We start from the raw sequence: 13,452 nt of genomic DNA on the forward strand, positions 1-13,452 counted from the left end.
AACCGGAATATTCAGAATTTCCGGAGCATCTTTTTCCGAAAGCGTGGCGTCACGCCGTCAGTCGGGCAGATCGAAGACCTGGCCGGGATAGATCAGATCGGGGTCCATGATCGCGCCGGCGTTCGCCTCGAACACCCGGACATAAAGCAGCCCGTCGCCATATCGCGCGCGCGCAATGGCCCAGAGGGTCGCGCCCTTCTGCACGGTGATCGCCTTGATCGGTCCGTCCTGCCCGGCCCCGGCGGCTTCCAAAGTGGCCACGGATTCACGCTTGAACGGGGTCTCGACACGGCTGGATACCTTGCCATCGGTGGACACCTCATCCACCCGCAGGGTGTAGACCCCCGCATCCACATCCGGCAGATCGCCGCGCCAGCGGCCATTTTCGTCGACCGGCAGGCTGATCACCGACCTGTTGTTCAGATAGACACGCACCACCTGGGTGTCACGCCGCGCGCGCCCGGACAATTGCACCTCTCCGGCATCGGAATAGCTGATGGTGTCCAGTGCGACCGATTGCAGGGCATCCGGGCGCGGGGCATTGAGCAGTTCCACCCCGTCATCCGTCGCCTTGAGCAGTGCAACGCCCTGGCCGGGTTCCGGCGCAGTTGCATTTTCGGGGGCTGCGGCGGCGGTTTCAGGTTGTGACACCGCAGAATTTGACACGGCAGGCTCTGACGCGGGGCCGACACTGGCCATCCCGACCGATGTATCGTCACCTGCCACCGGTTGTGCCTCTTGAGCGGTTCCATCTTGCAGCGCTGCGGTTTCAGTTTCGGGCGCGGCCTGGCCTTCTGCGGCCTGGTCGAGGGCCTCTGTTTGCGCCACCACCGGGTCAGCGGGGGCCGGGTCAGGTACATCGGAACCGGCAGCCTGTTCTGTGGCAGGCACCGCATCCTCTGCCGATGGCACTTCGGCCTGCGCCGCTTCGGTCTCTGGTGCGGTTGTCGGTGCGAGGATGATGCTGTCGCGGGAGATAGTGGTCTGCCCCCCCGGCGCTGTCTGGGACAGGCTGAGCACATGGCCCTCGCCATCCGGCGGGATCATCGCAAGCGTCGCGAACTTGCCACTGCCGTCCGCTGTGGCGCTGGCGATGGCATTGCCGTCTTGCAGGATCTCGATCTGCGCACCGGGTGCGGCACGGCCTGCGATGACGGTCATGCCGTCACCTTCGCGGCGCACCTCATCAAATGCCGGGGCGGATTCGGGCTCGGCTGATGCCAACTGGCCGGAGTCCGCCGGCGCGGCCTGATCCGAAGTCACGGGATCTGCCACCGCTTCTCCCTCTGCCGGATCACCCTCTGCACTGGCTTGCGCCGGTTCATCAGTCTCCGCTGCGGCGGGTGCATTACCCGTCTCGGCTTGCGGCACTTGCGGGACAAGCGCCACGGGCGTGGCCTCTGGCGCATCTTCGGACCCGCGCAGCTGAAACCAGCTTGCCGCCCCGATCACAACAGCGCCGATGGCCACGAGTGCCAGAACACCTGACTTGCCGCCAAGCGCCGCCATTGACTTGCTCATGCAATCCGTCCTTCCCCAAGGTTGAGCCTTTCTATCAGGCGCGGTAACAGGGGTCAAAATCCCACTGCGGGTGACCTTCGATTTCCACAAAAGAGGTGCCGAGATGACGCATACCCCTAGCCCCAATTCCGTCTGTGTCTACTGCGGCTCGCGCCCCGGCACCGATCCGGCCTTTATGAAAGACGCGGAGAGCCTGGGGACAGGCCTGGCCCATGCGGGCCTGCGGCTGGTCTATGGCGCGGGGGATGTGGGGCTGATGGGAAGTGTCGCGCGGGCGGCGCAAGCGGCGGGCGGCGTGACCTTTGGCGTGATCCCACAGCATCTGGTGGCCTGGGAAGTCGGCAAGAGGGATCTGACGACCTATGTGGTGACAGAGACCATGCACGAGCGCAAAAAGGTCATGTTCATGAACTGCGACGCGGTGGTGGTTCTGCCGGGCGGTGCCGGGTCATTGGACGAATTGTTCGAGGTTCTGACCTGGCGTCAGCTTGGTCTGCATGAGAAGCCTGTTTTTATCGTAAATACAAATGGCTACTGGGATCCTTTGATGCAATTGGTGAACCATGTGATTGATCAGGGCTTTGCCGACGCCAGCTTGCTGGATTACCTCACGCCTGTGTCGGACGCGGCAGACGCGCTTGCCAGGCTTGACGCGCATTTCGGCTGAAGCGCCACTTAACGCGACGCTTCAACTTTTGGCATTAAACGCCTGATCAGGCTGCGATTTCCTTGGCAACCAGGGTCTCGATCTGATCAATGGGGTGGTTCGTCAGCGTCTTGGGAACCTCCGCCACAACCTTGTCCGCGACTTCCTTGTGGATCTCTTGGCGCAGCTCTCCAAGGGTGTGTGGTGGGGCGACCAGAACAATCCGGTCAAACGCCCCCTGGTGCGCCTTTTTGTACAGGATTTCTGCAAGCTCCGCGGCAAAACGATCCTTTGCCAGTTGGTGCCAGTCGGTGTCCTGCACGGCGGAGCGGTGGACGCTGGGGCCGTCGTTGAACCGCCCGCGTCGGTTCGCGGCCTGTTCACGGTTAGGTGGATTGTCTTGCGCCTCCTCCCGGAACACCTCCAGAAACGGGTCTTCGCCGTCGGTCTGATTGATCAGGAACAATGCCTTTTCACCATCAGCGATCAGAACCCATGTGCCATTTGTGAGTTTTGTCATGCGCTCTCTCCATGGTAGCGTTTGTCCTGTCCGGTAACACGTGTGGCCCCTGCCGGTTTCTCGGTGGCGCGCTTCTTTTCGTCCTGGGTGCCGACGTCCCGCTCCAGATTGCCGCCTGCGCGGCCTTGCTGGCTGATCCCGGCGCTTTCACCGATGATCCTGACGCTGTCTTTGCTGCCGTCTTTGGATCTGTGACGCTCTGCCATGTGGTGCCTCCTTTGGTTTGGGTGGTTAAGGAAGAAACGCGGGGGGCCGCCACGGGGTTCCGACACGAAAACACCCCGCAGGCTGAGCTGCGGGGTGTACCTGTCTGATCTCATTCAGATTTGGATCGCCATTTGCCTCAGAGCCGCGAGGCGACGTTTTCCCGGTTCGCCCAGCGTGCCACCGGCGCGCGTCGGTGACTGGGAGAGCAACGGTTCGATTAGAGCCGCGAGGCAACGTTTTCCCAGTTCACCCAGCCTGCCGCAAAGCGGCGGGCGTCGGTGACTGGGAGAGCGCCATTTGCCTCAGAGACGGGATGCAACGTTTTCCCAGTTCACAAGGTTGTCCAGGAAGTTGGACAGGTAGTCGGGACGCGCGTTGCGGAAGTCGATGTAGTAGGAATGTTCCCACACGTCGCAGCCCAGCAGTGCCGTCTGGCCAAAGCAGACCGGGTTCACGCCGTTTTCCGTCTTGGTGACCTTGAGGCCGCCATCGGTGTCCTTGACCAGCCAGGCCCAGCCGGAGCCGAACTGACCCGCACCCGCCGCCTTGAATTCATCCTTGAACTTGTCGACGGAGCCAAAGCTGTCGGTGATCGCCTTTTCCAGCTCACCGGGCATGGCGGTGCTGTCCGGGCCCATCATCTCCCAGAACTGGTTGTGGTTCCACAACTGGCTGATGTTGTTGAAAATTCCGTTCTGCGCGACGGCAGAGGCGTCGTAAGTGCCCTTGATGATTTCCTCAAGGGACTTGCCTTCCCACTCGGTGCCCTCAATCGCCTTGTTGCCGTTGGTGACATAGGCATTGTGGTGCTTGTCGTGGTGAAACTCCAGCGTTTCGGCGCTCATGCCCTTGGGGGCAAGCGCATCGTGGGCATAGGGAAGATCGGGAAGTTCAAAAGCCATGATCAAGGCCTCCTAAATTGCATTTCTCAGGTGTCACATGAAGTACGCATGACACATAGGTCAAGTGCACTCTATGACATCAACGCAGAAGATCAGCAATTCGATGCATCTTCATTTGATTTTCTTGCACTGCCCTTCGGTAAAATATCTGCCGACATTTGACGGAACGATGGATTCCATTCTGATATGAAGCGTTTTCTTGTCAACGGACCCTTTATAGATCACCCGACCGATGCTGGTGCCATCGCGGAATTTCAGGCCCTTCAGCTCCCAGTCAAAGCGAACACGCTTGCCCTCGTTGCTGATCAGATTGATCGGAATCGGCACCTCGTGAAGTTCCATGATCGCACCATCAAATGCCGCCGGGTTGGTCCAGCCCTCGACGAAACTCAAATACATTCTGTCGCCAAACCCACCGTTGGTGTTCAGCTGCTTCAAGTTGCATTCAAGAGTAAAACCCTTGGCCGCCTGCACAGGCCCCACACCCGCCAGAACCGCCAGGCCAACCGCTAAACTCTTGATAAACTTCATACCGCTATCTCTATTCCTGAAATCACCGCAATTATTTGTCCCGTATCTTGCAACTGCCCTTGGCGGACCACCGCTGAGGATACGCCGCGGGTTTGGCCACAACCGAAACAGCATGCGTCGCGGAATTCAGGTTCGCGAAGTAGCGGAATGTCGGTATGTAATTGCCAGCGTCGTCCTTGGCGTTCGCGACGGTCCAATTGATGCGCAGGTTGTCCCCGCGCCGGGTGACCTTTGCCTCCGCAGGTCCGTCCAGAAAGGCCAGCGTGATACCGTCGATCACCTTTGCCCCGCCGTCGTCTTCAATAACAAAGGCCATCTTGGGCGAAACCCAGCCATTGTGGATGCGAGTCTTGAGATCACATTCGAAGAGGGTCGCAGCCTGGGCAACGCCCGCAGCAGCCATGAGCACGAAAGCCGCGCCCGTCAATGAACGTCCAATGGTCACCTGAACTGCCCCGCACTCATTACACGAACTGGTTTTAAATCGCGAATGGCGGGGCAGGTCAAGGAATGTGTCAGGCGTAGTGACGTACTTCGGAACCCGGCATGGCGGCGTCTTTCAGCAGATCGAACATATATTGCGCGACCGACCGGAAGCAGACGATGCGTGCCGATCTGCCATCCGGCATCCAGAAGGCGGCAGGCACCTGGGCAAAGCGGGTGCGGCGGAACATGGTGCCGTTGAACTGATCCGGGTGCATGTCGACCGGGGCCAGCTTGGCAATGACCTCGCGCAGATGGTCGCCCGTGATGTCGAACACCGCCCGCGCGTCAGAGACGTTGACCGCCAGCGCGTGGCTGCCCGCCAATTTCTCTTGCAGGTCCGCCAGACGGGCGTGCACGTCCGCATAGGGGCACATGATCAGCAATTCGTCCGACGACATCCAGGCGATGCCCTGGCTGCCTTCGGTGTTGCACTGGCCCTGTTCGGGCAGGTTGACCCCGCCCGCAGCCACCGCAGCCTTGCCTAGCACCTTGTCCGACAGATCGCCGCGCAGGGTGACCATGCCGATGGGGCCGATTTCGGATACTCTCACTAGACCGGTGTCGTCAAAGATATTCTTGAGCGCGCTTACAGGATCAGACATTCTGCTTTTCCCCGTCCTTGTCATAGAAAACCGGATCGACGATCCGTGCCTCGTACACCTTGCCGTCCACGCCGGGGAAGCTCAGCACTTCGCCCATGCGGTCGGGTCCGTGATGGACCAGCCCCATGGCGATCCCCTTGCCCAGGTTGGGCGAATGATAGGTGGAGGTCACACGGCCCACGGTGTTGCGCTGACCGTTGTCGTTGGTCCCTTCGCCCACCGCATAGGCCCCGTCCGGCAGGGTGCTGCCGTCGGTGGTCTCCAGCCCGACCAGTTGCCAGCGTTCCGGGTCGGCCATGTGGCTGCGCGCCTGCGCACGCTTGCCAAGATAGTCATCTTTCTTCTTGGAAATCGCCCAGCTCAGCCCCAGATCCTGCGGGATCACGGTGCCGTCGCTTTCGTCCCCGATCATGATAAAGCCTTTTTCGGCGCGCAGGATGTGCAGCGCCTCGGTGCCATAGGGCATCACCCCCAGATCGGCACCCACCGCCATCAGCGCATCCCACAGGGCCTGCCCGTGGCTGGCATCGACCGCGATCTCATAGCTCAGTTCGCCCGAGAAGGAGATGCGGTAGACCCTGCAGTTGAACCCGCCCAGCGTGCCATCTGCCCAATCCATGAAGCCCAGCGTTTCCTTGCTGACATCCATGCCGCCCAGCCGTTCCAGCGCCTGCCGGGCATTGGGGCCGACCACGGCGATCTGCGCGTATTGTTCGGTCACATTGGCGACATAGACCTGCCAGTCCCACCATTCGGTCTGCAGCCATTCCTCCATATGGGCATGGATGCTTTCAGCACCGCCGGTGGTGGTGTGGCACAGCCATGTATCTTCGTCGATCCGTGCGACAACACCGTCGTCGATCAGGAAACCGTTTTCGTTGCACATCAGGCCATAGCGGCATTTGCCCGGCTTCAGGGTCGACATCATGTTGGTGTAAAGCATGTCGAGGAAACGGCCCGCGTCCGGCCCCTTGACGATGATCTTGCCAAGGGTGGAGGCATCGAGCAGCCCGAGGTTCTCGCGCACGTTCTTCACTTCGCGCATGACCGCGTCATGGGTGCTTTCCAGCCCACGGGTATAGGCGTAGGTCCTGCGCCACTGGCCCACTGGCTCCCAAATGGCACCGTTGGCGTCGTGCCAATCGTGCATCGGGGTGCGGCGCAGCGGCTGGAAGGTGGCACCACGCGCCCCGCCGCCGATCGCACCCATGGATATGGGGTGATAGGGCGGGCGGAACGTGGTGGTGCCGACAGTTGGGATCTCTGCATCCAGCGCGCCGGCCAGCGTGGCAAGCCCGTTGATATTGCTGAGTTTCCCCTGATCCGTCGCCATGCCCAGCGTGGTGTAGCGTTTGGCGTGTTCGACGCTGACGAACCCCTCTTGCGCGGCCAGCCGCACGTCGGAGACCTTGACGTCGTTCTGGTAGTCCAGCCAGGTCTTTTCGCGCAGCTTGGCACCCGCGCCGTGGGGCATCATCCAGACCGGGGCCATCGGCGCTTCCTCGCGGCGGGCAGCGTTGGGGGGGCTGATGTCGCGGGGCAGCTTGAAGCCCAGTGTCGTCATCACGCCATCCGCCGCCGCGTGGGCGTCGTGCAGCACGTCGTCCAGCGGGAACATGCCCGAAGCCGCCCCGGCGGTGGTGACAAAGCCAACACCATCGGCACCCTTTGGCGGGTTATCCACATCCGGGCTGAAACAGGCACGTTTGCTGTCCCAGCGCAGTTTGCCGCCGCAATGGGACCACAGGTGCACCACCGGCGACCAGCCGCCGGACATGGCAACCGCATCGCAGGCGATCTCTTCCAGCACCGCGCCTTCGCCCGCTTGCGAACAGATGGCGATACCGGTCACCCGCTTGCCGCCCTTCACAGCGGAAATCGCATGGCCCATCAGGATGCGGATACCCAGGGCACGGGCCTGCGCGACCAGTTCGCTGTCCTGCGGCAGGACCCGCGCATCGAGGATCGCAGGCACGTCGAGGCCCGCATGCTTGAGCGCAATTGCCGTAAGGTAAGCGTTGTCATTGTTGGTGACCAAGACGGTGCGGTCACCGACGGACACGCCGAAGTTCACCAGATAATCGCGCATGGCCCCGGCCAGCATCACACCGGGAATATCGTTTCCGGCAAAGCTGAGAGGGCGTTCGATGGCCCCGGTGGCGGTGATCACGTGACCTGCCCGGATGCGCCACAACCGGTGGCGCGGACCGGCGTTTTCCGGCACGTGATCAGTCAGTTGCTCATAGCCCAGGACATAGCCGTGGTCATAGACCCCTGCCCCCATGGTGCGCAGGCGCAGCTGGACATTCTCCATCTCCGAAAGCTCTGCTAGAATTTCCTCCACGAACTTATCCACAGGCTTGCCATCGACGGTGCCACCATCGACCGGCGCGCGGCCGCCAAAGTGGTTTGTCTGCTCAAGCAGCAGCACACGCGCGCCGCTGCGGCCTGCGGTGCGCGCGGCCTCAAGCCCCGCGACCCCGCCGCCGACGATCAGAACGTCGCAGAAGGCGTGGAAGTGTTCGTAGGTATCCGCGTCGCGCGCTTTGGGCGCCTTGCCCAGACCGGCGGAGTGGCGGATGAAGGGCTCATAGACATGTTTCCAGAAACTGCGCGGATACATGAACATCTTGTAGTAAAAACCCGCGGGCAGGAATCTGCTGAGGTGGGTGTTGATCGCGCCCACGTCGAACTCCAGGCTGGGCCAGTGGTTCTGGCTTGCCGCTTCCAACCCGTCGAAAAGCTCTGTGGTGGTGACGCGCTGGTTCGGCTCGAACCGTCCTTCGCTGCCAAGATTGACCAATGCGTTGGGTTCTTCGGGGCCCGCGGCAACCACGCCGCGCGGGCGGTGGTACTTGAACGACCGACCCATCAGCATCTGGTCGTTTGCCAGCAGCGCCGAGGCAAGCGTATCGCCCTCATAACCGCGCAACTGCTTGCCGTTGAAGGTGAAATTCAACGGTTTGGCGGTGTTCAGCAGGCGTCCGCCTGTGGCCAGTCTGGTGCTCATGAACGCGAACCTTTGTGCGGGCGGAGGCTGCGAGTGCCTCCGGCGGGAGTATTTTGTGGCATAAGGAAACGGGGGGCCGGGATCATCTTGCCGGGCCTGCTGCGGTATCGGGACGCCGGTCATGGATGATGTCCATGATCTCCTGCGGGGGCTCGGTGGTCTGGGCGCTGTAGCTGCCAAAGACTTCAAGCGTCATGGTGCAGCGCGCGACGTGGAACCATTTGCCACAGCCGTACTGGTGTCGCCAGCGTTCGAAATGCACGCCCTTGGGGTTCTTGCGCATGAAAAGATAGCCTTCGAATTCATCCTCGGATGAACCGGGGCCAAAGCGTTTCAGATGCGCCTCGCCGTGGGCGTGGAATTCTGTTTCCTCGGCGGTGACGCCGCAGCAGGGGCAATGGATGGTCAGCATGGCGATGTCCCGTGAAATTGGGGCGCGGGCAGGCGCGAAAAGGACGTGGAGACGGCAAAAAGGCCGATGCCCATGGGGGCATCAGCCTGAGTGCAGGTGGTGTGGTTGGTCTTAGTCGCTTGCGGCAGGCGCAGTTTCGCCGCCACCGGAGTTCTCCGTGGCAGGAGCAGGCGCTTCGCTGTCGGCTGCTGGCGCATCGGCGGCTGGTGCTGTTGCAGCAGGCTCTGCGCCTTCGACGGTGATGTTGACATCATCTGCGCCACTGGTGACGCCGTCATTGCCGCCGCCAAAGACGAAATAGGCAAGAACCGCGACGACAAGAACCAGCGCCGCGACGATGATGCCGACGTTGTTGCCACCAGACGTGGTGGTTGTGGTTGTTGTGGTGTTACGCTCCGCCGTGGTGCGATGTTCCGGGTCAGTGTTCTCTGGGTGTGCCATGAATTTGTTTCTCCTTCGTATCCCTCGTTCCGGGATTCAACGAAGGAAGCGACAGGCCGGTTCCGGGCAGCGCACCGCGCCGGCGTAATATCGCCTGCGCTGCGGCGATTCCGGGAAAACAACGGATGCGCGGCCATCAGTGCGCCACCCCCGCCGCGACGGATTCGTCAATAAAACGGCCTTCGGTAAAGCGATTCAGCCCAAAGGCGTCGGTCAGCGGCGAGTGGCCCTTGGCGATCAGCTCGGCCATGGCCCAGCCCGATCCGGGGATCGCCTTGAACCCGCCGGTGCCCCAGCCACAATTGACAAAGACACCCTCGACCGGGGTCTTGGACAGGATGGGGGAACGGTCGCCGGTCACATCGACGATCCCGCCCCACTGGCGCAGCATCTTGAGGCGCGACACCATCGGGAAGGTCTCGATCAGCGCACGCACGGTTTCCTCGATGTGGTGGAAGGACCCGCGCTGGGTGTAGTTGTTGTAGCCGTCGGTGCCGCCGCCGATGACCATCTCGCCCTTGTCGGACTGCGACATGTAGCCGTGCACGGTATTGGCCATCACGACCACGTCCATGCAGGGTTTGATCGGCTCTGACACCAGCGCCTGAAGGGCCACGGATTCAATCGGCAGACGGAAGCCCGCCATGTCGGCCAGATGCCCTGAATGGCCCGCAACGACCATGCCCAGCTTGTCACAGTCGATGTCGCCACGGGTGGTGGAAACGCCGGTGACCTTGCCAGCCGTCTGGCGGATGCCGGTCACTTCGCATTTCTGGATCACATCCATGCCCATGTCGGAACAGGCCCGCGCATAGCCCCAGGCCACCGCGTCATGCCGCGCAGTGCCGCCACGCGCCTGCCACAGCCCGCCCAGCACCGGATAGCGCGGCCCGTCCAGGTCGATGATCGGCACCAGTTCCTTGACTCGGCTAGGGCTGATAAATTCGGTCGGCACGCCTTGCAGCGCATTGGCATGGGCGGTGCGCTTGTAGCCGCGCACCTCATGCTCTGTCTGGGCCAGCATGATCACGCCACGCGGGCTGAACATCACGTTGTAGTTCAGGTCCTGGCTCATTGTCTCATAGAGCGAGCGCGACTTTTCGTAGATCGCCGCTGACGGGTCCTGCAGGTAGTTCGAGCGGATGATGGTGGTGTTGCGGCCGGTGTTGCCGCCGCCGAGCCAGCCCTTTTCCAGGATCGCCACATTGGTGATGCCAAAGTTCTTGCCCAGGTAATAAGCCGTGGCCAGCCCGTGCCCGCCTGCGCCGATGATGATCACGTCATAGCGCTTTTTCGGCGCGGCATCACGCCAGGCTCGGGTCCAGCCGCTGTGGTGGCGCATCGCTTCGCGGGCCACTGCAAAAACGGAATATTTCTTCATGCTCTCAGGGTCCCTGCTTGGCTGGAGTAGGCAGATTCGGGTCGGGCGCGGTCGCTTACCCCGTTCTGGCTATCTTGGCCAAAAAAAGAATAATGGCCACGGCACTCCTTGGCAAATTTGCGACATGGGTCGCGATTGTTGCGGACGCGCCGGGAGGGTGGTCAAAATGTCCCCTTTTGTGCATGGGGTTGAATGACTAGGGCCTGTGGACGTTCATCTTCCGCCACCCGCGCGAGTCGGATTTTGCCGCTGGCGCTCTGATTTGAGTGCAGCAATGTGATCATTGGAAGCGAAAATCCGAGATGGCAGAGGCAAAATCCGCCGCGCCCTGCAAGGGTTTCGCCAAAATTGCCCATTTCTGCGTTAAGAGAGCTTGAAATAGCTGGCTATTCCTGCGCTCTCTTGCCTGGAACTGAGCAATTTTGGACTGAAACGGGTGGTGGAAGATGAACGTCCACAGGCCCTAGGTATTCTTGAATTCGAATCTGTCGGGGACTGCATGACGTTCTGGATCATCACCTGCGCGATGGCGGCCATGGTCGCGGCCCTTCTGGCGCGCGCGATGGCGCGTGGCGCAAAGGTCGGACCGGAGGATGCGGCGGCCTATGATCTGCGGGTCTACCGCGACCAGCTGGCCGAAGTGGAACGCGACGTGGCGCGCGGCGTTGTCCCGCCCGAGGACGCTGAACGCGCAAGAACCGAGATTTCGCGTCGCATTCTGGCGGTCGGTGCCGCAGAGGGCAAAACGCCCGCTACCGGCAAAGGGTCACCGCGTATCGTCTATGGCCTGCTGGCGCTTGTGGTTGTCGCCGGATCCTTGCTGCTTTACCGCTCTGTTGGTGCGCCGGGCTACGGCGACCTTGGGCTGGCGGATCGGATCGCCTTTGCCGAAGAGATGCGCGAGAACCGTCCCAGCCAGCAAGCCGCCGAGGACAGCCTGCCCGCAATGCCCGCTGAGCCCGGCATTACCGAGGAATTCCAGACCCTGATGACACGGCTGCGCGAGACCGTCGCGAAACGGCCCGAAGATTTGCAGGGCCACCAGTTGCTGGCAACCAACGAGGCCCGGATCGGGAATTTTTCGGCGGCGGCAGGCGCACAGGCAGAGGTGCTGCGGATCAAGGGCGACAGTGCCACCGCAGCCGATTACAGCGATTACGGCGAATTCCTGGTGCTGGCGGCGGGGGGATATGTTTCGCCGCAGGCAGAAACGGCATTGCGGGCCGCGCTGGGGCGTGACGCGCAGGACGGGCGGGCGCGCTATTATGTCGGGCTGATGATGGTGCAGACCGGACGGCCGGATGTCGCGTTTCGCATCTGGGACGGATTGCTGCGGCGCGGGCCGGAGGACGCGCCGTGGATCGCGCCGATCCGGGCGCAGATCATGCCGGTCGCGACACTGGCCGGGGTGGACTACGAAATGCCGCAGGCAAGCGCGGCGCGCGGCCCTTCTGCCGAGGACATCGAGGCCGCCGGAGACATGAGCGCGGAAGACCGGATGGAGATGATCGGCGGCATGGTGGCAGGGCTGTCTGACCGTCTGGCCACCGAGGGCGGCCCGGCGACGGATTGGGCGCGGCTGATCACCTCGCTGGCGGTGCTGGACCGGGCCGAGGAGGCGCGGCGCATCTATGACAACGCTTTGGACGTCTTTGCCGGGGATGCCGCGGCGCTGGACATCATCAGCCGCGCGGGACAGCAGGCCGGGGTGGCGGAATGATTTATGACGAGATGGCGGAATTTGCGGCCGCCCTGCCCCCGATGGCTGCGCTGATCGGGCTCGATTTGGGGGAAAAGACCATCGGCGTCGCGGTCAGCGACAGTTTCCTCAGCGTGGCGACCCCGCTGGAAACGGTCCGACGCAAGAAATTCGGACTGGATGCCGCCCGCCTGACAGAGATCATCCGCGACCGGCGCATCGGCGGTCTGGTGCTGGGCTTGCCGCGCAACATGGACGGCTCCGAAGGGCCGCGCTGCCAGTCCACCCGCGCCTTTGCCCGCAATTTCGACCGGTTGCTGCCGTTGCCGATCACCTTTTGGGACGAGCGGTTGAGCACGGTGGCGGCAGAACGCGCGCTGCTGGAGGCGGATACGACACGAAAACGTCGCGCGGAAGTGATTGATCACGTCGCAGCGGGCTATATTCTGCAAGGCGCGCTGGACCGTCTGGCGGTGATGCGCAGGCAAGGAGCCAGGGATGACTGACGACATCTGGAAACGCGCCGAGATCGAAAGCCCCTGCATCAAGATATGCGTGGTGCATCCGGACTCGCGGCTGTGCACGGGATGTCTGCGGTCGATTGACGAGATTGGGCGCTGGTCCCGGATGACCCCGGAAGAACGGCGCGGGATCATGGCGGAATTGCCGGGCCGGGCGAGTCAGTTGACCAAACGCCGGGGCGGTCGCGCCGCGCGCCTGGCGCGACAGGGCAAATAAACTTGAAAAAGCGGGTTGTTGTCAGCGGTTGCCGGCAATCTGGTAGAGCAGGTCGAGCCCGAAATCCGCGGTGATCGCCCCTTCGGCGCCGGTCGGGGCGTGGTTGCCATTAGCGGCGAAACGGCTCAGCCGGGCAAAGCTGCATTTGCGTTCCAGTGCCGCGGCCTGGAGTTTGCCGAATGCCATTGTTGTGCGGCCGTTCTGAGCGGCGTTCCAATACGCCACTGCGCCGTCGGGTCCTGTCAGAATAATGTTCATTTTGCCGTCCCCGGATCAAAAAATTTATGATCCATGAATTGCTGCAGGAAAAGGCAACAATGAGGCGCAGTCGAGGTGATTGTTGGGAAATCGGGCGG

The 13,452-nt window shown here is 62.2% G+C and carries 16 protein-coding genes; 4 read left to right on the forward strand and 12 right to left on the reverse strand.

The genetic code is table 11. From position 1 onward, the window contains the following. Positions 1 to 57 precede the first annotated feature (57 nt). Positions 58 to 1,521: a LysM peptidoglycan-binding domain-containing protein gene (locus A8B82_RS12340; RefSeq protein ID WP_067292761.1), complete on the reverse strand. Its 1,464-nt coding sequence runs from the start codon at positions 1,519 to 1,521 to the stop codon at positions 58 to 60. Between the two features lie 103 nt (positions 1,522 to 1,624). Here A8B82_RS12340 and A8B82_RS12345 point away from each other — a divergent pair, with 103 nt between their 5' ends. Then, on the forward strand, positions 1,625 to 2,188 hold the full coding sequence (locus A8B82_RS12345; RefSeq protein WP_067292764.1) for a TIGR00730 family Rossman fold protein: 564 nt from the start codon (positions 1,625 to 1,627) through the stop codon (positions 2,186 to 2,188). A 46-nt stretch (positions 2,189 to 2,234) separates the two neighbouring features. Here A8B82_RS12345 and A8B82_RS12350 read toward each other — a convergent pair whose 3' ends face one another. The 10 genes from A8B82_RS12350 to A8B82_RS12395 all read right to left on the reverse strand — a co-directional run bounded on the left by A8B82_RS12350 (position 2,235) and on the right by A8B82_RS12395 (position 10,659). Further along, positions 2,235 to 2,687, reverse strand: coding sequence for a host attachment family protein (locus A8B82_RS12350; protein WP_067292766.1), 453 nt, complete (start codon positions 2,685 to 2,687; stop codon positions 2,235 to 2,237). After that, positions 2,684 to 2,893: a hypothetical protein gene (locus A8B82_RS12355; protein ID WP_067292768.1), complete on the reverse strand. Its 210-nt coding sequence runs from the start codon at positions 2,891 to 2,893 to the stop codon at positions 2,684 to 2,686. The genes A8B82_RS12350 and A8B82_RS12355 overlap by 4 nt, the downstream gene beginning before the upstream one ends. Before the next feature lie 303 nt (positions 2,894 to 3,196). Next, positions 3,197 to 3,796 carry a superoxide dismutase gene (locus A8B82_RS12360; protein WP_067292771.1) on the reverse strand — a complete coding sequence of 200 codons (600 nt, stop codon included), beginning with the start codon at positions 3,794 to 3,796 and terminating at the stop codon, positions 3,197 to 3,199. 111 nt (positions 3,797 to 3,907) lie between these two features. Beyond that, positions 3,908 to 4,327, reverse strand: coding sequence for a hypothetical protein (locus tag A8B82_RS12365; protein WP_067292773.1), 420 nt, complete (start codon positions 4,325 to 4,327; stop codon positions 3,908 to 3,910). Between the two features lie 31 nt (positions 4,328 to 4,358). After that, positions 4,359 to 4,772 carry a hypothetical protein gene (locus tag A8B82_RS12370; protein WP_138069753.1) on the reverse strand — a complete coding sequence of 138 codons (414 nt, stop codon included), beginning with the start codon at positions 4,770 to 4,772 and terminating at the stop codon, positions 4,359 to 4,361. A 70-nt stretch (positions 4,773 to 4,842) separates the two neighbouring features. Next, positions 4,843 to 5,415, reverse strand: coding sequence for a sarcosine oxidase subunit gamma (locus A8B82_RS12375; protein ID WP_067292779.1), 573 nt, complete (start codon positions 5,413 to 5,415; stop codon positions 4,843 to 4,845). Continuing rightward, positions 5,408 to 8,425: a sarcosine oxidase subunit alpha family protein gene (locus A8B82_RS12380; protein ID WP_067292780.1), complete on the reverse strand. Its 3,018-nt coding sequence runs from the start codon at positions 8,423 to 8,425 to the stop codon at positions 5,408 to 5,410. The genes A8B82_RS12375 and A8B82_RS12380 overlap by 8 nt, the downstream gene beginning before the upstream one ends. Before the next feature lie 82 nt (positions 8,426 to 8,507). After that, positions 8,508 to 8,837 (reverse strand): sarcosine oxidase subunit delta, encoded by a 330-nt coding sequence (locus A8B82_RS12385; protein WP_067292782.1) that lies wholly within the window; start codon positions 8,835 to 8,837, stop codon positions 8,508 to 8,510. A gap of 111 nt (positions 8,838 to 8,948) precedes the next feature. Then, complete coding sequence (locus A8B82_RS12390; protein WP_067292785.1) at positions 8,949 to 9,278, reverse strand: hypothetical protein; 330 nt, start codon at positions 9,276 to 9,278, stop codon at positions 8,949 to 8,951. Positions 9,279 to 9,414: 136 nt separating this feature from the next. After that, a complete protein-coding gene (locus A8B82_RS12395) occupies positions 9,415 to 10,659 on the reverse strand; it encodes a sarcosine oxidase subunit beta family protein (RefSeq protein ID WP_067292787.1) in 1,245 nt (414 codons plus the stop codon). A 499-nt stretch (positions 10,660 to 11,158) separates the two neighbouring features. Between A8B82_RS12395 and ccmI the strand changes: the two genes are divergently transcribed. From ccmI to A8B82_RS12415, 3 genes are read left to right on the forward strand one after another with little or no spacing between them, the layout of a single operon-like run. After that, on the forward strand, positions 11,159 to 12,379 hold the full coding sequence (gene ccmI / locus A8B82_RS12405; protein WP_067292904.1) for a c-type cytochrome biogenesis protein CcmI: 1,221 nt from the start codon (positions 11,159 to 11,161) through the stop codon (positions 12,377 to 12,379). Next, positions 12,376 to 12,864, forward strand: a complete 489-nt coding sequence (ruvX, locus tag A8B82_RS12410) for a Holliday junction resolvase RuvX (RefSeq protein ID WP_067292791.1) — start codon at positions 12,376 to 12,378, stop codon at positions 12,862 to 12,864. Before ccmI ends, ruvX begins: the two co-directional genes overlap by 4 nt. Next, positions 12,857 to 13,096 (forward strand): DUF1289 domain-containing protein, encoded by a 240-nt coding sequence (locus A8B82_RS12415; protein WP_067292794.1) that lies wholly within the window; start codon positions 12,857 to 12,859, stop codon positions 13,094 to 13,096. The genes ruvX and A8B82_RS12415 overlap by 8 nt, the downstream gene beginning before the upstream one ends. A gap of 21 nt (positions 13,097 to 13,117) precedes the next feature. Here A8B82_RS12415 and A8B82_RS12420 read toward each other — a convergent pair whose 3' ends face one another. Continuing rightward, positions 13,118 to 13,354 (reverse strand): hypothetical protein, encoded by a 237-nt coding sequence (locus A8B82_RS12420; protein ID WP_067292796.1) that lies wholly within the window; start codon positions 13,352 to 13,354, stop codon positions 13,118 to 13,120. Positions 13,355 to 13,452: the final 98 nt, after the last annotated feature.

Origin of the sequence: Sulfitobacter sp. EhC04 (assembly GCF_001650875.1) — a bacterium.
In the GTDB taxonomy this organism is placed as follows: Bacteria; Pseudomonadota; Alphaproteobacteria; order Rhodobacterales; family Rhodobacteraceae; genus Sulfitobacter.